This is a genomic window from Streptomyces sp. NPDC002795, from assembly GCF_042888725.1.
GTDB lineage: Bacteria > Actinomycetota > Actinomycetes > Streptomycetales > Streptomycetaceae > Streptomyces.
This window is the reverse complement of sequence record NZ_JBIAQB010000010.1, coordinates 306,148-326,701: the sequence shown is the minus strand read 5'-3', so window position 1 is coordinate 326,701 and position 20,554 is coordinate 306,148. Positions and strand designations below refer to the sequence as shown.

At 70.5% G+C, this 20,554-nt stretch carries 16 protein-coding genes and 2 tRNA genes; 9 read left to right on the top strand and 9 right to left on the bottom strand.

The genetic code is table 11. The features are described 5' to 3' along the window. Window positions 1-67: 67 nt before the first annotated feature. The gene (locus ACFYWS_RS29680; protein WP_389281493.1) at window positions 68-1,462 is read right to left on the bottom strand and encodes an AMP-binding protein; all 1,395 of its coding nucleotides are present in this window, start codon (window positions 1,460-1,462) and stop codon (window positions 68-70) included. A gap of 242 nt (window positions 1,463-1,704) precedes the next feature. On the opposite strand from ACFYWS_RS29680, the gene oxc reads away from it, so the two are divergent. The 7 genes from oxc (at window position 1,705) to ACFYWS_RS29645 (ending at window position 9,564) form a co-directional block, all read left to right on the top strand. Beyond that, window positions 1,705-3,444, top strand: coding sequence for an oxalyl-CoA decarboxylase (gene oxc / locus ACFYWS_RS29675; protein ID WP_389281492.1), 1,740 nt, complete (start codon window positions 1,705-1,707; stop codon window positions 3,442-3,444). 113 nt (window positions 3,445-3,557) lie between these two features. After that, window positions 3,558-3,642, top strand: a tRNA-Leu gene (locus tag ACFYWS_RS29670). Window positions 3,643-3,820: 178 nt separating this feature from the next. Continuing rightward, window positions 3,821-4,894, top strand: coding sequence for a glycine betaine/L-proline ABC transporter ATP-binding protein (locus ACFYWS_RS29665; RefSeq protein ID WP_389281585.1), 1,074 nt, complete (start codon window positions 3,821-3,823; stop codon window positions 4,892-4,894). Then, a complete protein-coding gene (locus ACFYWS_RS29660) occupies window positions 4,887-7,499 on the top strand; it encodes an ABC transporter permease/substrate binding protein (RefSeq protein ID WP_389281490.1) in 2,613 nt (870 codons plus the stop codon). The genes ACFYWS_RS29665 and ACFYWS_RS29660 overlap by 8 nt, the downstream gene beginning before the upstream one ends. Window positions 7,500-7,604: 105 nt before the next feature. Continuing rightward, a tRNA-Leu gene (locus ACFYWS_RS29655) sits at window positions 7,605-7,689 on the top strand. A gap of 150 nt (window positions 7,690-7,839) precedes the next feature. After that, window positions 7,840-8,493, top strand: a complete 654-nt coding sequence (locus ACFYWS_RS29650) for a TetR-like C-terminal domain-containing protein (protein ID WP_389281488.1) — start codon at window positions 7,840-7,842, stop codon at window positions 8,491-8,493. A 147-nt stretch (window positions 8,494-8,640) separates the two neighbouring features. Continuing rightward, window positions 8,641-9,564 carry an NmrA/HSCARG family protein gene (locus tag ACFYWS_RS29645; protein WP_389281486.1) on the top strand — a complete coding sequence of 308 codons (924 nt, stop codon included), beginning with the start codon at window positions 8,641-8,643 and terminating at the stop codon, window positions 9,562-9,564. A 2-nt stretch (window positions 9,565-9,566) separates the two neighbouring features. Here the strand turns inward: ACFYWS_RS29645 and ACFYWS_RS29640 are convergent, their stop codons facing one another. The 8 genes from ACFYWS_RS29640 to ACFYWS_RS29605 all read right to left on the bottom strand — a co-directional run bounded on the left by ACFYWS_RS29640 (window position 9,567) and on the right by ACFYWS_RS29605 (window position 17,690). Next, window positions 9,567-10,331 carry a FadR/GntR family transcriptional regulator gene (locus ACFYWS_RS29640; protein ID WP_389281484.1) on the bottom strand — a complete coding sequence of 255 codons (765 nt, stop codon included), beginning with the start codon at window positions 10,329-10,331 and terminating at the stop codon, window positions 9,567-9,569. 4 nt (window positions 10,332-10,335) lie between these two features. After that, complete coding sequence (denD, locus tag ACFYWS_RS29635) at window positions 10,336-11,376, bottom strand: D-erythronate dehydrogenase (RefSeq protein WP_389281483.1); 1,041 nt, start codon at window positions 11,374-11,376, stop codon at window positions 10,336-10,338. Beyond that, window positions 11,373-12,188, bottom strand: a complete 816-nt coding sequence (gene otnI, locus ACFYWS_RS29630; protein ID WP_389281481.1) for a 2-oxo-tetronate isomerase — start codon at window positions 12,186-12,188, stop codon at window positions 11,373-11,375. Before otnI ends, denD begins: the two co-directional genes overlap by 4 nt. A gap of 36 nt (window positions 12,189-12,224) precedes the next feature. Then, window positions 12,225-13,532, bottom strand: a complete 1,308-nt coding sequence (locus ACFYWS_RS29625; RefSeq protein WP_389281479.1) for an MFS transporter — start codon at window positions 13,530-13,532, stop codon at window positions 12,225-12,227. A gap of 69 nt (window positions 13,533-13,601) precedes the next feature. Beyond that, on the bottom strand, window positions 13,602-14,282 hold the full coding sequence (locus ACFYWS_RS29620) for an aldolase (protein ID WP_389281478.1): 681 nt from the start codon (window positions 14,280-14,282) through the stop codon (window positions 13,602-13,604). After that, on the bottom strand, window positions 14,279-15,565 hold the full coding sequence (otnK, locus tag ACFYWS_RS29615) for a 3-oxo-tetronate kinase (protein WP_389281476.1): 1,287 nt from the start codon (window positions 15,563-15,565) through the stop codon (window positions 14,279-14,281). Before otnK ends, ACFYWS_RS29620 begins: the two co-directional genes overlap by 4 nt. 1 nt (window position 15,566) lies before the next feature. Then, on the bottom strand, window positions 15,567-16,541 hold the full coding sequence (ltnD, locus tag ACFYWS_RS29610) for an L-threonate dehydrogenase (protein WP_389281475.1): 975 nt from the start codon (window positions 16,539-16,541) through the stop codon (window positions 15,567-15,569). Between the two features lie 168 nt (window positions 16,542-16,709). Beyond that, the gene (locus tag ACFYWS_RS29605) at window positions 16,710-17,690 is read right to left on the bottom strand and encodes an aldo/keto reductase (protein ID WP_389281473.1); all 981 of its coding nucleotides are present in this window, start codon (window positions 17,688-17,690) and stop codon (window positions 16,710-16,712) included. Between the two features lie 413 nt (window positions 17,691-18,103). Between ACFYWS_RS29605 and ACFYWS_RS29600 the strand changes: the two genes are divergently transcribed. Together ACFYWS_RS29600 and pdxA are read left to right on the top strand one after the other, a co-directional pair. Then, the gene (locus ACFYWS_RS29600) at window positions 18,104-19,333 is read left to right on the top strand and encodes a four-carbon acid sugar kinase family protein (protein WP_389281471.1); all 1,230 of its coding nucleotides are present in this window, start codon (window positions 18,104-18,106) and stop codon (window positions 19,331-19,333) included. Between the two features lie 45 nt (window positions 19,334-19,378). Continuing rightward, window positions 19,379-20,401: a 4-hydroxythreonine-4-phosphate dehydrogenase PdxA gene (gene pdxA, locus ACFYWS_RS29595; protein WP_389281469.1), complete on the top strand. Its 1,023-nt coding sequence runs from the start codon at window positions 19,379-19,381 to the stop codon at window positions 20,399-20,401. Window positions 20,402-20,554 lie beyond the last annotated feature (153 nt).

The following is a 20,554-nucleotide window of genomic DNA, read 5'->3' as shown; positions in this document are numbered from 1 at the left end:
CCCGCCGGCGATTGAGGCGCGGGGCCCGGGGCAGAGCCCCGCGACGTCAACCACCCCGCCCGCCAACTCACCCGTACCGCTCCCGCACCGCCAACCGATCCAACCCACCCTGCGCCGTCCGCGGCAACGCCGCCACAAGCACGACCCGATCCGGCACCGCGACCGCGGCCAACCGCCCCCGGCAATACCGCAGAATCTCCGAAGGACTCCCGCCCTCCTCACCCCGCAAGACCACCACCGCATCGACCCGCCCCGCCACCGCGAACACCGCCGCCTCCGCCACCGCCGGACACCCGGCAAGCACGTCCTCCACGTACTCGGGCGAGATCTTCCGCCCGCCCCGCACGATGAGGCTCTCGATCCGCCCGGTCAACGACAGATACCCGTCCTCGTCGAGCGACCCCAGATCCCCGGTGCGCAACCACCCCTCACCCGCGACGGTCGGCCCCGACACCCACACCTCCCCCCGCACCCCGGCCGGACACACCCTCCCGTCCTGGTCGACGACGCGCAGCCGCACCCCCGTCGCCCGCCCCACCGTGCCGTGCTTGAGCGGCCCGCGCTCCGGAAGCGGCTCGCTGGCGATCTGGTGCGATGCCTCGGTCATCCCGTACGCGGACAGCAGCGGCGCCCCGAACATCCGCTCAAGGGCCCGCTGGCTCGCGGCGTTGAGCGGCGCGCCACAACTGCGTACGAAACGCAGCGGAGGCGGCGCGCCCAGGTCGCCGGTCTCCGAGGACCGGTCGAGCAGCGCCTCATGGATCGACGGCGCCGCCGTGAACCAACTCGCCCCCGCCGCCCGCAGATCCGCCCAGAACGTCTCCGCCGAGAACCTCCCGCCCGCGGGCAGCAGCACACACCCCCCACTGGCGAGCGTGGACAGCAGCGAGGCGAAAAGCCCGTGCCCGTGGAAGAACGGCATCACCGCGACGGTCGCGTCCTCTGGCCCCAACGCGTAGGTGGCACAGAAGGTGTTGACGGACGCCGCCACGTTGGCGTGCGTGAGCGACACCATGCGGGCGCGGCCCGTGGCACCAGCGGTGAACAGGACGAGCGCGTCCTCCGCCCCCCTACGTCGCCCGCCACCGACGCCCGTGATCCCGTCGGCGTCGAACACGGCTTCCGCGCCCAACGCCCTTACCCGCAGGCGCAGTTCAGCATCCGAAAGCGCCGGATCCAGGGGAGCGGCCACCACCCCCGCGCGGGCCGCACCGAGCAGCGCGGCCACGAAGTCGACGGTGTTGCCCGCGACGAGCCCGAGCACATCACCGGGCCGCAGACCCGCCGCGGCGAACCGCTCCGCCTCCCGGTCCGCGAGCGCGCCCAACGCCTCGTACGACAGGGGTGTCCGCTCCTCTGCACTCCGGCCGGTGACGACGAGCGCGGGAGCGTGTGGCCGCACACGCGTCTGCCGGTCGAGGAGATCGGCGAGTCCCGTGACGGTCAGGGCCGACGTGGCCATCCCTTCCACCTCCCCTCACCAGCGAGCGTGCGGTCAGCGGCCGCGCACGTCCAATACGCACTCACGAACACCCGATAGCAACCGCTTATGAAGGCCGAACGCCCAGCCCCAGCAGGGGATTTGGTACGCGCTTGACTCTCGATAGACGCCATTTATCGCCTGGAAGCCGATGGGTCTTGGACGGGAGGCCGAAGCCTGCCGAAGGTGTGAACAGGAGACCCGTCCAAGGAGGAACTCGGATCATGACCGCTGACTCGACCGCTGACCGAACCGCCGAGGCCGCGGCAGGAGCCGATGCGCCGGCCGAGCTCACCGACGGCTACCACCTCGTCGTCGACGCCCTGAAGAAGAACGACGTCGACACCATCTACGGCCTGGTCGGCATCCCCATCACCGACCTGGCTCGCCTCGCGCAGGCCGAGGGAATCCGCTACATCGGCTTCCGTCACGAGTCCAACGCGGGCCACGCCGCCGCGATCGCCGGCTACCTCACCAAGAAGCCCGGCATCGCCCTCACCGTCTCGGCCCCCGGCTTCCTCAACGGCCTGGTCGCCCTCGCCAACGCCACCACCAACTGCTTCCCGATGGTGCAGATCTCCGGCTCCAGCGAGCGCCACCTCGTCGACCTCAAGCAGGGCGACTACGAGGAGATGGACCAGCTCGCCGCCGCCCAGCCCTTCGTGAAGGCCGCCTACCGCGTCAGCCGCGTCGAGGACATCGGCCGCGGCATCGCCCGCGCCCTGCGCACCGCGGTCTCCGGCCGCCCCGGCGGCGTCTACCTCGACATCCCGGCGGCGGTCCTCGGCGCGGTCATGGACAAGGACGAGGGCGCGCGAACCCTCTCCCGCCTGGTCGACCCGGCACCGCGCCAGCTGCCCGCCCCCGAAGCGGTGGACCGCGCGATCGACCTCCTGGAGAACGCGGAACGCCCCCTGATCGTCCTCGGCAAGGGCGCGGCCTACGCACAGGCGGACGACAAGGTCCGCCACCTCATCGAATCGACGGGCATCCCCTACGTACCGATGTCGATGGCGAAGGGCCTGCTCCGCGACGACCACCCGCAGTCGGCGGCCACGGCCCGTTCCCTCGCCCTGAAGAAGGCCGACGTCGTCATGCTGGTCGGCGCCCGCCTCAACTGGCTGCTCAACCACGGCGAACGCGGCTGGAACCCGGACGCCAAGTTCATTCAGGTCGACATCGAGGCCAAGGAGATGGACTCCAACCAGCCGATCGCGGCCCCGCTCGTCGGCGACATCGAATCCGTCCTCGACCAGCTCGCCGACCGCACCAAGCCCGGCCAGATCACGGCCCCCACGGCCTGGCGCGAGGAGCTTGGCGACCGTTCCGCCCAGAACGTCGCCAAGATGGCGAAGCGCCTGGAGGCCGACCCGCACCCCATGCAGTTCATGGGCGCGCTCAAGGCCGTCCGCGACGTCGTCCACCAGCACCCGGAGACGTACATCGTCAACGAGGGCGCCAACACCCTCGACATCGCCCGCAACGTCATCGACATGCACCACCCGCGCCGCCGCCTCGACTCCGGCACCTGGGGCGTCATGGGCATCGGCATGGGTTACGCGATCGCGGCAGCGGTCGAGAGCGGCGGAGCGCCCGTGGTCGCCATCGAGGGCGACAGCGCCTTCGGCTTCAGCGGCATGGAGCTGGAGACGATCTGTCGCTACAACCTCCCCGTCGTCACCGTGATCATGAACAACGGCGGCGTCTACAAGGGCGACGAGACCATCGCGGGCCTTCCCGCCCCCACCACCCTCATGAGCGCCGCCCGCCACGACCAGATGATCGAGTCCTTCGGCGGCAAGGGCTACCGCGCCACCACCCCCGCCGAGATCACGGCCGCCCTCACCGAGGCGATCGCCTCCGGCGGCCCGGCGCTCATCGACTGCGTGATCGACCCGTCGGCCGGCACGGAGAGCGGCCACATCGCCCACCTGAACCCGAAGGGCATCGGCATCAAGAAGTAGGAGGTCCGGCCCCGTCCGGGGCGGCCCGATACGCAGGTGAAAGCCACTCCGAAACCTTGGTATTGTTGAGGTGTCGCCGCGGGGAACGCCCCGCGCCAAGCGATGCACACCTTGTCCGGGTGGCGGAATGGCAGACGCGCTAGCTTGAGGTGCTAGTGCCCTTTATCGGGCGTGGGGGTTCAAGTCCCCCCTCGGACACTCACAGAGTGCCGGTCGAGATTCGTCTCGACCGGCACTTTTTGCGTTTCCGGACGTTTGTGCTGGTCCGACGGGGGCAGGCGCGGCTCTGAGTCTCCTGTATCGCTTTTCAACCTTTCACAGGTCAAAGAGAATAGAGGTCGGTGTGTCCTCCAGACTGGTGGCCGAACACCTGCACATGGTGTTCGGCAGACGACCCGATGAGGCCGTGGAGAAGCTCCGCGGCGGTGCGGACCGCGAGGAACTGCGCGCCGAAGGAACCACGGCCGCCGTGATCGACGCGTCGTTCACCGTCGAGCCCGGCCAGATCTTCGTCGTCATGGGCCTGTCCGGCTCGGGCAAGTCCACGCTGCTGCGGATGCTCAACGGCCTCCTGGAGCCGACGTCGGGGCAGGTGAAGTTCGACGGTGAGGACCTGACCGCCCTGGCCCCCAAGGAACTGCGGGCTGTCCGCTCGCACAAGATCAGCATGGTGTTCCAGCACTTCGCGCTGTTCCCGCACCGCTCTGTGATGGAGAACGCGGGGTACGGCCTGGAGGTGCAGGGCGTTCCGCGTGCCGAGCGCGAGGAGCGGGCGGTCGAGGCGCTGCGTCTGGCGGGTCTTGAGGGGTGGGAGAAGTCCTTCCCCGACGAGCTGTCCGGCGGTATGCAGCAGCGTGTGGGTCTGGCCCGCGCGCTGGCCACCGACGCGGATCTGCTGCTGATGGACGAGTCCTTCAGTGCGCTGGACCCGCTGATCCGGCGTGACATGCAGGACCAGCTGCTCGAGCTGCAGAAGACGCTGAAGAAGACGATCGTCTTCATCACCCACGACCTCAACGAGGCCATGCGTCTGGGCGACAACATCGCGGTCATGCGTGACGGGCGGATCGTCCAGATCGGTTCGGCCGAGGACATCCTCGTCACGCCGGCCAACGACTACGTGGCCTCCTTCACCCAGGACGTCGACCGTTCCCGCGTGCTCAGCGCGCGGGCGATCATGGCGGAGCCGGGGGAGGGCTACGACATGGCCGAGGCCCCGGCGAAGGTCCATGAGGACACACCGATCGCCGAGCTGTTCACGCCGTGCTCGACGAGCGAGATACCTGTCGCCGTCGTCGACGACGAGGGCGAACTCCAGGGTGTGGTGCCGCGCGAGCGGCTGCTCGCCGTGCTCGGTGAGCCGATGAAGACCGTCGAGAACGGTACGAACGCTGAGGCCGCCGGCCTCGTCGAGGACGAGTCGGCGGAGAAGGTGAACGCCGGTGCCTAGGATTCCCTTCGGTGACTGGGTCAATGACGTCGTCCAGTGGATGCTCGTTCACCTGGACTGGCTGTTCGGCTTCTGCGAGAGCATCTTCAACGGTGTCTACGACGGCCTGACCGAACTCCTCCAGGCCCCCGAGCCCCTGCTGCTGGCGGGCATCTTCGCCGTCATCGCGTTCTGGCTGCGCGGCACACTGGGGGCCGTACTGGCCTTCGTCGGGCTCTGGTTCATCCAGAACCTGGAGCTGTGGGACAAGGCGATGGAGACCCTGTCCCTCGTCCTCGTCTCGACCCTCATCGCGCTCATCATCGGTGTGCCGCTGGGTATCTGGGCGGCGCGCTCGAACCGGGTCAGCAATCTGTTCCGTCCGGTCCTCGACCTGATGCAGACGCTGCCGGCGATGGTCTACCTGATCCCCGCCATTCTGTTCTTCGGCTCGGGTGCGCCGGCCGGTATCGTCGCGACGCTGATCTTCGCGGTGCCGCCGGGCGTGCGCATGACCGAGCTGGGCATCCGGCAGGTCGACAAGGAGCTGGTGGAGGCCGCCGACGCCTTCGGTACGACGCCGCGCAGCACCCTGTTCCGTGTGCAGCTGCCGCTCGCCCTGCCGACGATCATGGCGGGTGTCAACCAGGTCATCATGCTGGGCCTGTCGATGGCCGCGATCGCGGGCATGGTCGGCACCGGTGGTCTCGGTGGCGCTGTCAACGAGGCCATCGGCCAGCTCAACGTGGGTCTCGGCGCCGAATCGGGCATCTCGATCGTCATCCTGGCGATCTACCTGGACCGTATGACCAGCTCGCTGGGTCAGCAGGTCTCCCCGCTGGGCCGCCGCGCGCTCAACAAGCTGCGGGTCGCGCACGGCCTGAAGATCTGGTCGTACCGTCCCCGTCCGGCGGTCGCCGTGGTCGGTGTCGTCGTTCTCGCGCTGGTCGCGGGCGGCATGGGCATGTTCGGCCAGAACAACGCCGCCACCTCCCCGGCCGCCACGTCCACGAACGTGGGCCAGGGCAAGAAGATCTCCATCGGCTACATCCCGTGGGACGAGGGCGTCGCCTCGACGTTCCTGTGGAAGGAGATCCTGGAGCAGCGCGGTTTCGAGGTCGAGGCCAAGCAGTTCGACGCAGGCCCGCTCTACACCTCGCTCGCGGGTGGCACGGTCGACTTCCAGACCGACTCCTGGCTGCCGGTCACGCACGCCGAGTACTGGAAGAAGTACGGCAAGGATCTTGAGGACCTGGGTTCCTGGTACGGCCCCACGTCGCTCGAACTGGCGGTGCCTTCGTACATGAAGGACATCAAGTCCATGGAGGACTTGAAGGGCCAGGCGGACAAGTTCGACGGCAAGATCACCGGCATCGAGGCCAGCGCCGGTGAGACGGCGCTGCTCAAGAGCAAGATGCTCAAGGCCTACGGCCTCGACAAGGAGTACAAGGTCGTCGACAGCTCCACGCCGGCGATGCTGGCCGAGCTGAAGCGTGCGTACGCCAAGAAGAAGCCGATCGTCGTCCCGCTGTGGTCGCCGCACTGGGCGTACAACGACTACAAGCTCACCAAGCTCAAGGACCCGAAGGGTGCCTGGGGCAAGGGCGACGGCATCCACTCGCTGGCCCGCAAGGGCTTCGGCAAGGACTTCCCCGAGGTCGACAAGTGGGTCAGGGACTTCAAGCTGAGCGAGAAGCAGCTCACCAGCCTCGAAGCCGAGATCAACAAGTCGGGCAAGGGCAGGCAGCAGGACGCCGTCAAGGCGTGGCTGAAGAAGAACCCGGGCATCGTCGACGAGCTGGCCCCGGTCAAGAAGCAGTCGACCCCGGCCGAGGCCAAGCGCCCGGTGAACGTCGCGTGGTTCCCGTGGGACGAGGACGTCGCGGTCACCTTCCTCTGGAAGCACGTTCTGGAGAGGCGCGGCTACAAGTTCAACCTGAAGCAGATGGACGTCGGCCCGGTCTACACGGGGCTTTCCACCGGTGACCTGGACGTCAACTTCGATGCCTGGCTGCCGTATACGCAGAAGAGCTACTGGGACAAGTACAAGAGCAAGGTCACGACCCTCGGCTCCTGGTACGGACCCACCTCACTCGAGATCGCGGTCCCTTCCTATGTGAAGGGCATCAAGTCGGTCGAGGATCTCAAGGGCAGGGCCAAGGAGTTCAACGGCAAGATCGTCGGCATCGAGGGTGGCACCGGCACGATGGACATCCTCACGAAGGACGTCGTGCCGGGCTACGGCCTCGACAAGGAGTACAAGGTCGTCAACGGCTCCACGCCGGCGATGCTCGCCGAGCTGAAGCGCGCGTACGCCAAGAAGGAGCCGATCGCGGTGCTCCTGTGGACCCCGCACTGGGCCTACAGCCAGTACGACCTGACCAAGCTGAAGGACCCCAAGGGGCGCTTCGGCAAGGGTGACACCATCCGCACGGTCACCAGCAAGGCGTTCACCAAGCAGTACCCGCAGCTCACGAAGTGGTTCGACAAGTTCAAGATGAGCGAGGACGAGCTCGGCACGCTGGAGATCGAGATCAACAAGCGGGGCCAGGGCCATCAGGCGGAGGCCGTCGCGGCGTGGGTGAAGAAGCATCCGGAGGTCGAGGAGCGGATGACGGCGCCGTAGGGATGCCGGGTGGCACCGCATAGGTGCTGGTGAAGGCCGCTTCGAGAGCTTGGTAAGGTTCTCTTCGTCGCCACGGGGGTCAACCCCGGAAGCGGCCATCACCTTGTCCGGGTGGCGGAATGGCAGACGCGCTAGCTTGAGGTGCTAGTGCCCTTTATCGGGCGTGGGGGTTCAAGTCCCCCCTCGGACACGTTCAGTGAGCCTGTGGCTCCGCTGAGGGTCCTGGTCGAGAGTCATCTCGACCAGGACCTTTTTGCTTTCCGGGGTGGTGGGGCAGGGGCAGGGCAGGCTCGCCGGACGGCCCGATGGCAGGGAAAGCGGATGCAGTACCGTCGGGCGTATGACCAGGTCGACCCTCCCCGCTGGACGCCAGCGCCCCAGTGGCGCCTTCGGGCCCGTCCGTGACGAAACGCGGAACACCCGCATCATCGAAGCGGTCCTGGACCTGATCGCCGAGAGCGGTTACGCGGATCTCACCATGGCCGCGGTGGCCGCGCGCGCGGAGGTGGCGAAGGCCACCGTCTACCGTCGCTGGGCCTCGCGCGAGGACCTGGTCGCCGACGCTCTGGAAAGCCTCATGCTCCCGGTCGCCGTCCCGGCCGAGGTGACGGCCGCCGGGACGCTGCGCGAGGACCTCATCGCCACGCTGATCCACAGTTCCGCGTGCCTTCAGCCCCACGGGCGTCGCTTCTCGGCCGTGCTGGCCGCCGCCACGGCCTCTCACCCCCAGATCGCCGACACCCTGCGTGAGCGGTACATCGCAGGGCAGCGTGAGGGAATCGCCGCCTGCCTTCATCGCGCCCAAGAGCGCGGCGAGATCACCGCGGATCGGGTTGAGCTTCTGCTGGCGCCGGGCAGGCTGGAGATCGCCGCAGTCGTCGGGGTGACGGTCCTGCAGCAGGAACTGCTCGGAGCCGTTCTCGACGTCGACGGGATGGCCCGCCTGGTGGACCAGGTGCTGCTGCCCCTCGTCGGCGGCGCCCCCACAGCCTGAAGCCTTCCGGTCGGCTACCGGCCGGCCTCCGCTCGGACGGATCGCCAACTAGGTACACCCGAGACTCGATACTGTACGGTCTTTAGTGAGCGGGTCTTCGTGCCCGTGCGTCCGACAACACGTGATCATTCGAAGGCAAGGTGCGCCATGGCAGGCAACGACAAGGCGAAGGTGCTGGTCACCGGGGCGACAGGGATGCAGGGCGGCGCCGCCGTCCAGGCACTCCTGCGCGCGGGACACCCCGTGACCGCGTTCGTGCGCAACCCCGCGTCGGCCCCCGCCCAGGCGCTCGCCGGGCAGGGCGTCGCCCTCGCGACCGGGGACATGGACGACCTCGCGTCCCTGGAGGCTGCCAGCGCCGGACACGACGTGGTCTTCTCCATGCAGATGCCGGGCGGCGACCCGGCCGATCCCGGCGCCGAGCAGCGGCACGCCCGCAACATCGCTGCCGCGGCCCAGCGGGCCGGCGTCAGGCAGATCGTCCACACGTCCGTGTCCGCGACCGGATGGCGCAGTCAGCACCCGGACATCAAGGACTTCTCCCCTGCGACGATGGTGTACTGGGACGGCAAGGAGGCCGCGGAGGAAGCGGTCCGGCAGTCGGGCCTGGAGCACTGGACCATTTTCAAGCCCGCCTTCTACATGGAGAACTTCCTTGGGGCCAGGCAGGACTTCATGTTCCCCGAGCTGTCTCAGGGCGAGCTGATCACCGCGACGAGCCCGCAGACCGTGCTGGCGCTCATCAACGCGGACGACTTCGGAGCAGCCGTCGCTGCCGCCGTGACCGATCCCGCAAAGTTCCACGAAGCCGAGATCGAGTTCGCGAGCGACGCGCTGACGCACCCCGAGATCGCCGACGCCCTCTCCAAGGCCGCCGGCCGCGAGATCACCGCCGTCTCCATCTCCCGGGAGGAGCAGGAGCAGCGCCACAGTGTCATGGCGGACAGCCAGGTCTGGAACGACCTCGTCGGCTACCCGGCACGCCCCCACCATGCGGCCCGCTACGGCCTGACCACGACCACCTTTGAGCAGTGGGCAGCGAAGCAGGACTGGACCGTCCCGGCCGCCTGAACTCAGGCCCCCGCGTCCAGATCCACGTCCACGTCCAAGTGCTCCGCCTCGTCCCAGAATTCCGGGTCCGCCTTCTGGAGGCGGGTCGCGGCGTGCTTCATGTGGCGGCGGGCCGCCGTGCGGGCCGCCTTGGGGTCGGCGGATTCGACGGCCGTGAGGATCGCCTGGTGTTCCTGGCGGACCGCCTCGAAGAAGTCGTCGCGGCGGGCCTCGTTGGCGCGGGTGACGCGGATGCCGCCGCGGGAGACCTCGCCGAGGTAGTGGACCGTGGAGACCAGGACCGGGTTGCCCGTCGACTCGGCGATGGAGCGGTGGAAGGCGAGGTCCTCGTCCGTGCCGTCGCCGCCCGCCGCGACCGCTGTGTCGATCGCGGCCAGCGCGGCCCGCATCCGCACGATGTCGGCCGGCTGCGCGCGGGTCGCCGCGAGATGGGCGGCCTCCGCCTCCATCGCGCGGCGCACCTCGACGATCTGGAGCACCTTCGCCAGCGTGCCCGGTGACTCGGCACCGGCCTCCAGATCAAGTGGACGGATGCGGCGGGGCAGCACGAAGACGCCCCTGCCCTGGCGGGGTTCCACCAGGCCCGCGTTGCGCAGCCGCGAGACCGCCTCGCGGATCACCGTGCGGCTCACGCCGAGCTGCTTGACGAGCTCCACCTCGGTCGGCAGCTTGTCGCCCTCCGTGAGCCGCCCCGACTCGATCTCCTGGGTGAGCATCGCGGCCACGCGATCGGCGAGCCGCACGGGCCCGTCCACCTTGTTGAACATGGCGTCAGTCTATCGACGTGGCCGTGGGGACCTCGGCGGTGACCGCGGCCGGATGGTCGGCGACGTACTGGCGGATCACCGACGCGAAGTCCGGGTCCGGGGCCAGGCCGAGGGCCGCTGCGCGGGTGTTGTCGAAGGACGCCGGCCACGAGCCGACGATCGCCTCGACCGCCGGATCCGGAGCCACCGTCACCAGGTCGGCCACCGCGTCGCCCGCCACCTCACGCAGTGTGTCCAGCATCTCGGCGACCGTGACCGTCAGGGCGGGCAGGTTCACCGGCATGTTGCCGGTCAACTGGCCTTCCTCCGCGCCGCGTTCGGCCTGCGCGATCCGCAGGATGCCCTCCACCGTGCGACGCGGGGAGGCCAGCGCCACCCGCGTCCGCGGGCTCACCGGGCAGGCCGCCGGGAGGCCCGCCAGCGGTTCGCGGACCACGCCGGACAGGAAGCCGGAGGCCGCCGCGTTCGGCTTGCCGGGGCGCACCGACACCGTCATCAGGCGGGTCACGCGGCCGTCCACGTATCCGCGGCGCGTGTACTCGGCGACCAACTGCTCGCAGATCCGCTTCTGCACGCCGTAACTGGACTGCGGCGTGGGCAGCGTCGACTCGCTGACCACGGGCGGCAGGGGGAGCGCCGCGTCGGAGCCGTAGACCGCGACGCTGCTGGCGAGCACGAGGCGTACGAGAGGGCCGCCCGACTCGGACTGGGCGCGGGCCGCCTGGAGGAGAGCGCGGGTCGTGTCGAGGTTGGCGGTCATGCCGAGGTCGAAGTCGGCCTCGCACTCGGACGACACCGCGGCCGCCAGGTGGATGACCACGTCGACCGGAGCCGCTGTCGAGAACAACTCCCCGAGGTGGTCGGTGAGGTCGCCCTGGACCACCTCCACCAGCGGGTCGGCCTTCAGGGGCGACTCGTCCGGGACGAACCTGTCCGCGAGCGTGAGGCGGTCGATGGGCAGGCCGTCGAACGTGCGCCGCTCCAGCAGGGCCTCGGCGACCTGGCGGCCCAGGAAGCCGAAGCCGCCCGTGATGACGATCCTCATGATGCGTGCTCTCCAGAATTGTCGTGCTCGGTACGGATGTTCTTCAGCCAGCCGAGACCCTCGCTCGTGCCGGCCTTGGGGAAGTACTCGCAGCCGATCCAGCCGCTGAAGCCCAACGCGTCGACGGCGTGCATCAGGTGACGGAGGTTCAGCTCGCCCGCGTCGGGCTCGTGGCGGTCGGGGACGCCCGCGATCTGGAGGTGGCCCACCCGGCCCGTCGGCAGGTCGCGGCGGAGGGTGGCGGTGAGGTCGCCCTCGACGATCTGGCAGTGGTACAGGTCGAGTTGGACCTTCAGGTTGGCCGCGCCGACCTCCCGTACGACCGCGTGGGCGTCCGCCTGGTGGTTCAGGAAGTAGCCCGGCATGTCACGGGTGTTGATCGGCTCGATCAGGATGTCGACCCCGGCGGGCGCCGCCTGTTCGGCGGCGTACGCCAGGTTGGTGAGATACGTGTCCCGGCACTCGGCGCGTGACATACCCTCGGGCACGAGGCCCGCCATCATGTGCACGCGCGGGCTGCCGAGCGCGGCCGCGTACTCCAGGGCCTTCTCGACGCCCTCGCGCACCTCGGACGCACGGCCCGGCAGCGCCGCGATGCCGCGCTCGCCGCCGTCCCAGTCGCCGGGCGGGGCGTTGAACAGGACCTGGCGCAGGCCGTGTTCGTCGAGGCGGGCGCGGAGCTCCCCGGACCCGTACGCGTACGGGAAGAGGTACTCGACGGCCTCGAAGCCGTCCGCCGAGGCCGCGGCGAAGCGGTCCAGGAACTCGTACTCGGGATACAGCGTGGAAAGGTTCGCCGCGAACCTCGGCATGGTGACTCCTGTCGAAGGTGGAGGGAGGTGTGCGCGTCAGCGGTTGACGACGTCCTTCTTCGTCGTCAGGACGGCCGCCGCCCCGATGACGAGCGACAGCGCCAGAACGTACATCGGGATCGCGGTCGAACCGGTCGCGTCCTTCAGTGCGCCGATCATGTACGGGCTGACGAAGCCGGCGAGGTTGCCGACCGAGTTGATCACCGCGAGGCCCGCCGCGGCCGCCGTGCCGCCGAGGAACGCGGTCGGCAGCGACCAGAACAGCGGGGCGCAGGTCAGGACGCCGGCCGCGGCGATCGACAGGGCGACGAGGGCCAGCACGGTCGAGCCGGTGAAGCTCGCCGCCATCGAGAAGCCGACGGCGCCCATGAGGGACGGGACGACGAGGTGCCAGCGGCGTTCGCGGCGCTTGTCGGCCGAGAAGCCGAAGAGGTTCATGGCGATCAGCGCGGCCAGGTACGGGATGGCGCTCAGGGCGCCGATCGCGAGTCCGCCCTTGACGCCGGTGGACTCGACGAACGTCGGCATCCAGAACGTCAGCGCGTACTGACCCATCACGAAGCAGAAGTAGATGAGGCACATCAGCCACACCTTGCCGTTGCGGAAGGCGTCGAGGGCGCGGCCGTGGACGGTCTGGTGGGTGGCGTCGGCGGCGAGTGCCTTCTCGATGACCGACTTCTCGTCGTCGGTCAGCCACTTGGCGTCGCGCACGCTGTTGTCGAGCCAGAACAGGCAGACCACACCGATGACGAGGGCGGGGATCGCCTCGACGACGAACAGCCACTGCCAGCCGCTCCAGCCGGCCGCATTGTCGAAGACGTCCATGATCCAGCCGGAGAGCGGGTTGCCGAAGATGCCCGCGACGGGGATCGCCGACATGAACATCGCGATGACGCGCGCCCGGCGCTGGGACGGGAACCAGTACGTGCAGTAGAGGATCACGCCGGGGTAGAACCCGGCCTCGGCGGCGCCGAGCAGGAAGCGGAGCACGTAGAACGTCGTCTCGCTGTTGACGAAGGCGAACGCCGCGGACACCACGCCCCAGCTGATCATGATGCGGGCGATCCAGGTGCGGGCGCCCACCTTCTGCATCAGCAGGTTCGAGGGGACCTCGAAGAAGAAGTAGCCGATGAAGAAGAGGCCGGCTCCGAGCCCGTAGGCCGCCTCGCTGAAGCCGAGGTCCGAGGACATCTGCAGCTTGGCGAAGCCCACGTTCACGCGGTCCAGGTAGGAGACCACGTAGCAGAGGATCAGGAAGGGGACGATGCGGCGGATCACCTTGCGGAACACCGCGTTCTCACGCGCGAGTTCGGGGGTGTCGGCCGTGGGGACGGTCGTGGACATGAGGGGCACTTCCTTGTGCGGCTCAGAGGCTCAGTGGTGCGGGAGCGGAGGGGGACAGGGGGAGGGGTGTCACCACGCCGCGCCGAACGTGTCTCTCAGTTCGGCGATGGCGTCGTCGGGGAGCGGTGCGGGCTTGCGGTCGGTCGTCAGCCAGAGGCGGGCCGTCTCCTCCAGCTCTTCGAGGACGGCGAGCGCGGCGGCGGCGTCCGGGCCCCAGACCACGGGGCCGAGCCGGTCGAGCAGGACCGCGCGGATCGAAGTGCCTTGCTCGGCACGCGAGTTGATCCGCTCGGTGACCAGATCGGCGACGCGCGGGTCGCCGGGCCGGTGGTACGGGATGTGCGGGACGTGCCCCACCTTCATCACGTAGTACGGGGTGATGGGTGGAAGTACGTCGTCCTGGTGCCACACGCCGGCGAGGGTGAGCGCGACCAGGTGGGTGGAGTGGGTGTGGATGACGAAGCGGGCCGTGGGGTCGGCCTCGTAGATCCGGCGGTGGAGGGTGAGTGTCTTGCTGGCGCGGTCGCCCGCGACCTGCACACCCTCGGCGTCGACGAGCGCGAGCCGTTCGGGGTCAAGGAAGCCGAGGGCCGCGTCGGTCGGGGTGATGAGGTGGCCGAGTCCTTCGTCGAGCTTGGCGCTGATGTTGCCGGCGCTGGCGTGGACGTAGCCGCGGTCGAAGAGGCTGGTGCCGACGCGGACGATCTCCGAACGGGCGTCAGCGGCGGCCGAGTTGAGGTCCTGGGTCACTGCGACTCCCCGTTGCCGAGCAGATCGAACGATGCGGTGAAGAAGTCCGGGCCGCCGAAGTTCCCCGACTTGAGCGTGATGTGCAGGGTGTCACCGTCGGCGAGCGGCGCGGCACACCACGGCACACCCGGATCGATCTGCGGTCCGATCCGCAGTCCGGTCAGGCCGAGGGCCTGCACGACGGCGCCGGAGGTCTCGCCGCCGGCGACGACGAGGCGTCGCACCCCGCGTTCGACGAGGCCCTGGGCGACGCGCGCGAGCGTCCGCTCCACCAGCTCCCCGGCCTCGGCGGCCCCGAGCCGGCCCTGCACGTCGCGTACGGCGTCGGGGGACTCGGTCGAGTAGATGAGGACCGGGCCCTCGGACGACAGGTGGGCGTCGGCGAAGGCGAGCGCCTCGGCGGCCACGTCCTCGCCCGCGGCGATCCGCATCGGATCCACGCTGAAGCCCGGCCGGCCGGTGTCGAGGAACGCGCGCACCTGACCGTTCGTCGCGGCGGACACCGAACCGGCGACGACCGCCGAGCGGCCGGAGGCGGCGGGGAGGTGGGCGGCTTCCGGGGACGGCTCGATGCCCCAGTTCGCGGGCAGCCCGATGGCGAGCCCCGAACCGGCGGTGACCAGCGGCAGTCCGGCGACCGCGGCGCCCAGGCGCACGAGGTCCTCGTTCGACACGGCGTCGACGACCGCGGCGCCGATGCCGTCCTTGCGCAGCGTGGCGATCCGCTCCGCGATGGTCTCGGGACCGGCCGCGACGGCCTTGTGGTCGATCAGTCCGACGGGCCGCGCGGTCTGCGCGTCCAGCACCGACACCAGATTGGAGTCGGTCATCGGGGTCAGCGGGTGGTGGCGCATGCCGCTCTCGGCGAGCAGCACATCACCGACGAAGAGGTGTCCCTTGAAGACGGTCCGCCCGTTGTCGGGGAACGCGGGCGTCGCGACGGTGAAGTCGGTGCCGAGCGCGTCCATCAGTGCCTCGGTGACCGGGCCGATGTTGCCGGCCGGTGTCGAGTCGAAGGTGGAGCAGTACTTGAAGTAGATCTGCTCGGCGCCCGCGGACCGCAGCCACTGAAGGGCGCGCAGTGACACCTCGACGGCCTCGGTGGCCGGGATCGTCCGCGACTTGAGCGCGATGACGACAGCGTCGGCGTCCTGTGGTGTCTCGGTGTCCGGTGCGGGTACGTCGATCAGCTGGACCACGCGCATGCCCGCGCGCACCAAGTTGTTGGCGAGGTCGGTGGCGCCGGTGAAGTCGTCGGCGATGCAGCCGAGGCGGATGGGCATGTCAGTTCTCCTTCTGGGGCGCGGGCTTCGGCGCGGGCGCGGACTCGGGCGCGGGCTTGGGCTCGGGCAGGTCGATCCCCGGGAAGATCTTGATGACCGCGCTGTCGTCCTCGCCACCGAGACCGGACGCGGAGGCCTGGAGGAACATCTGGTGGGCGGTTGCGGAGAGCGGCAGCGGGAACTTCTCGGGCCGCGCCGAGTCCAGTACGAGCCCGAGATCCTTGACGAAGATGTCGACGGCGGAGAGTGGTGTGTAGTCCCCGTCCAGCACATGGGCCATGCGATTCTCGAACATCCACGAGTTGCCCGCGCTGTGCGTGATCACCTCGTACAGCGACTCGGCCGGAACGCCCGCCTTGATGCCGAGGGCCATGGCCTCCGCGGCGGCGGCGATGTGCACGCCCGCGAGCAGCTGGTTCACGATCTTGACCTTGGAGCCGAGCCCCGCGGTGTCACCGAGCCGGTAGACCGTGGCGCTCATCGCGTCGAGCACGGGGCCGGCGAGCGCGTACGCCTCCGGGGAGCCGGAGGTCATCATCGTCAGCTCGCCGGTCGCGGCGCGGGCGGCGCCGCCGGAGATCGGCGCGTCGAGGAAGCGCACACCCAACTCGCCGAGCCTGCCCTCCAGTTGGGCGGCGAACGTCGGGTCGACGGTGGAGCACATGACGTAGACGGAGCCGGGGCGCAGCCGGTGGGCCGCGCCGCCGTCCCCGAAGAGGACCGACTCGACCTGCGCCGAGTTGACCACGACACCGACGAGGACGTCGACGTCGGCCGCCAGGTCACCGGCCGTGTCGTACGCGGCGCCGCCCTCGCGGGCGAAGCCGGCGGCCACGTCGGCGCGCAGGTCGTGGACCGCCACGTGGAACCCGGCGGCGCGCAGGCTGCGGGCCATGCCGAGCCCCATGGCCCCGAGGCCGACGACGCCTACGCGGGTCGCGGGTGCGGCCGGTGCCGGGTGATCCTGGTCGTGCATGGGTGTTGTCCGTCCCTGTCTCTCGCCGTTGGCCGGGGGCCGTGGGTCGAGGCCCGTGAGGCCGTCGAGCGCAGGTCATATGATGACCTGACGTCAACGCGGAGTACAGGGTGATGCCGGTCACAGGTGTGTGACGGTGGCGGTGATCGGTCGGTCGGCGGGTGGAGGTCAGCGGTTGTACGCCGGCATCGGGCCGCGCAGCCGGGCGCCGACCTCGTCGCAGGCGGTCAGGACGTCCTCCGGCAGCGGGCCCTGCGCGGCGGCCGCGATGTTGGCGGTGAGGTGGTCGACCTTGGAGCCGCCGAGCAGCAGGGCGTCGGTGGAGGGGCGGGAGAGCAGCCAGCGCAGGGACAGGGCGGTGAGCGGGAGGCCCGCGTCGGCCGCGATGCGGGTCAGGTCGCCCACCGCGCGGAAGAGGTCCTCGTTCCAGTACCGCTCCCGGTACATCGTCGCGACCTTCGAATCGCCGAACCGGCCGCCCGCCGGGGTCTGGGCGAAGGTGTGCCGGCCGGTGAGGAGGCCGCCGCCGAGCGGGTTGTAGACCATCGTGCGCAGCCCGGTTCGCCCGGCGAACTCGACGTACTCCTCCTCGATGCGGCGCGCGAGCAGATTGTGCAGCTGCTGCGCGACGACAGGGCGGGGCGCGCCCATCTCGTCGGCCACGCTGTTCAGTTCGGCGATCTGCCACGCCGCGTAATTGGAGACACCGAGCGCGCGCACCTTTCCGGCCTTTACGAACTCGGCGACGGTGGCGAGGGTTTCGCCGAGCGGTGTCGAGCGGTCCGGCTGGTGCAGGTAGAAGAGGTCGATGTGGTCCGTGCCGAGGCGCCGGAGGCTGCCGTCGAGCGCGGCGTGCAGACCCTCGGCGGACAGTGGCGCGTGCTCACCCTGGTCGGGGTGCGGGATGCCGGCCTTCGTGGCGAGCACGACCCGGTCGCGGCGGCCTGGCAGCAGTTCGGCGAGGATGCGCTCGCTCTCGCCGCCCGCGTAGCCGTTGGCGGTGTCCACGCCGGTGATGCCCGCGTCGAGCGCGGCGTCCAGCATCGCGGCGGCCGCCGCGCGGTCCGCGGTGTCGCCGAAGGTCATGGTGCCGAGCACGAGGCGTGACAACGGGGCGGCGGTATTGGGGAGTTGGATGCCGGGGGCCATGGTGGGGTCCTTACGGGGGGGGAGGGGAGCGTGCCGCGCGGAGGGGGGGCGGGGCGACAGGTCGCAAGGGGGGTCGGGCGTGAGCGGGCGCCGGAACGCGAGGTGGGGGCGTCGGGCACGAGGGGAGGGGGGGGCGTTCGGATGCGGGAGGGGGCGTCGGGTACGGGGGGTGCGTCGGGCGCAAGGAGGGTGCGTCGGACACGAGGGGTGCGTCGGACACGAGGGGTGCGTCGGGCACGGGAGGGTGCGTCGGGCACGAGGGGAGGGTTCGGGTGCGAGGAGGGGGCGTCGGGCACGGGAACGCTCGCATGGCTGCGCGTTGTGCGCAAGAGGTCTCGCGTGGATCGCGCATGCTGTGCCATGATTCCGGCGGGGTCGCCCAACGCCGGGCGTTCCCAGGGAGGTTGGACCCTGTGGCTTCGTCGCCCCCGCACCCGATCCCCGCCGTGCTCGCGCTCGCCGACGACCTGTCCGGCGCGGCCGAGGCCGCCCGGGCGCTCGGTGGCCCGGTCCGCCTGTCCCTCACCGCCCCGGCCGGCGACGTCGACGGGCCCGCGTCGCGCGACCTGGTCGTGGACCTGAACACTCGGCATCTTCCGCCCGCCGACGCGGCGGTTGCCGTGCGTTCGCTCCTGGACTCCGGGGGGTTCGGAGGGGCCGGTGTGTACGGACTGCTCTACAAGAAGATCGACTCGCAGCTGCGCGGCAACGTCGCCGCCGAGGCGCTCGCGTACGCCGAGGGCGCGGAGGCACTCGTCGTCGCGCCCGCGCTGCCCGCCGCCCGGCGCACCGTGACGGGTGGGGTCGTGCACGTGGACGGGGTGCCGCTGCACGAAACGAACGGCTGGCGCGCGGAACGCGCAGCGCCGCCGCGATCGGTGGCGGAGGCGTTCTCGGGGCTGCCGGTGCGGACGATCCCGTTGGAGGTCGTCCGCTCCGAACTCGCCGCCCTGGTAGCCGAGTTGAAGGGCGCGGCCGCGTCCGGCGTCCACCCCGCCCCGGACGCCGAGACCGACGCCGACCTGGACGCCATCGTCGCGGCGGCCCTGCGGCTCGGCCCCGGCTTCCGGCTGCTCGGCAGCGGCGGCCTCGCGGGCGCGCTCGGCCGGGCGCTCGCGCGGCCCGCCGTGCCCGCGCCCGTATCGGCCCCCGCGCGCGATGCGGCCCCGCTGCTCGTGGTGGCGGGGACGGCGGAGCCGGGGGTGGCGCGGCAGATTGCGCACCTGGAGACACTCGGGGTGTGTCATCTACCCCTGGACCCGGACGAGTTGGTGGCGGGCGCGGTGGCGGTGCCGGCGAACGTCGTGGTCCGCGACACCGTCCTGTCCATCGACGGGTCGGCCGGCCTACACCCCGGCGGCGGGCGCGCCCTCAGCGCGGCCCTCGCCGCGCTCGCGACCGCCTGGCCCGGCCGCCCCGACCTCGTCCTCACCGGCGGCGAGACCGCTCGCGCGACGCTGGACGCCCTCGGCGTACGGGAGTTGGACCCGGTCGACGAGATCCACCATGGCGCCGTCCACTCGCGGACCTCCGACGGTCGCAGCGTCGTGACCCGCCCCGGCAGCTACGGCGCCGAGGACTCGCTCGTGCGTATCGCGAAGGCCCTGCGCCCGCACTTGGCAGCCACCCCGGCGACGGGCTGAAACCGTCGCCGCCCGCCCCGCCCACCCTCTCCCCAGGAGTCACCCATGAGCCCCGATCTGCCCCAACTCCCGCTCATCGCCGTCACGATGGGCGACGGCGCGGGCGTAGGACCCGAGGTCGTCGTCGCCGCGCTGCTCGACGAGGACACCCTCGGCCGCTGCCGCCCGGTCGTCATCGGCGACGCGGCGCGGCTGCGCGAGGCGGCCCGCATCCTGGACCTGGAGTGCGAGGTGGCCGCGGTCGACCACCCCCGCGACGCGGTCTTCACGCCCGGCCGCGTGAACGTCGTCGACCTCGCGCTGCTCCCCGCCGACCTGCCCTGGGGTGAACTCTCCGAGGTCGCGGGCAACGCGGCGTACGAGTACGTGAAGAAGGCCGCCGAACTCGCCGTCACCGGCGACGTCCAGGGCATCTGCACGGCCCCGCTCAACAAGGGCGCCCTGCACGCCGCCGGACACATCTACCCCGGACACACCGAACTCCTGGCACACCTCACCGGCACCGAAGAGGTGTCGATGATGCTCTCCACGGAGAAGGTCAAGGTCATCCACGTGACGACACACATCGGCCTCATCGACGCGGTCGACCGCATCGAGCCGGGCCTCGTCGAGCGCACCGTGCGCCGCGGCCACGAGGCGATGGTCCGCGCCGGAACCCCGCACCCCGTCATCGGTGTCTGCGGCATCAACCCGCATGCGGGCGAGGGCGGGTTGTTCGGCCACGGCGAGGAGGCCGAGAAGATCGAACCGGCCCTGGAGAAGCTGAAGGCCGCCGGCGTGGACGCGCGTGGGCCGCTCCCCGCCGACACCGCCTTCTTCCTCGCCTCGCGCGGCGATTACGACCTCATCGTGGCGATGTACCACGACCAGGGCCACGGCCCCGTGAAGGTCCTCGGCATCGAGGCGGGCGTGAACCTGACGGTGGGCCTGCCCGTGATCCGCACGTCCGTCGACCACGGCACCGCGTTCGACATCGCGGGAACCGGGAAGGCCGAGGCCGGTAGCATGGTCGAGGCCCTTCGCCAGGCGGCCGAGATGGCCACGGCGCCCGCCGCCCCAGCGGCTTGAACCGCCCTCCGCCGCGGCGGTCCCGTCCCGCCCTCCGCCCCGGCGGTCCCGTCCCGCCTTCCGCTGCGGCGGTCCCGTCCCGCCTTCTGCCGCGGTGGTCCGGTCCTGCCTATTCCCCGGCGTCACGGGCTCGGCTGCCCTTGGCGGTCTGAC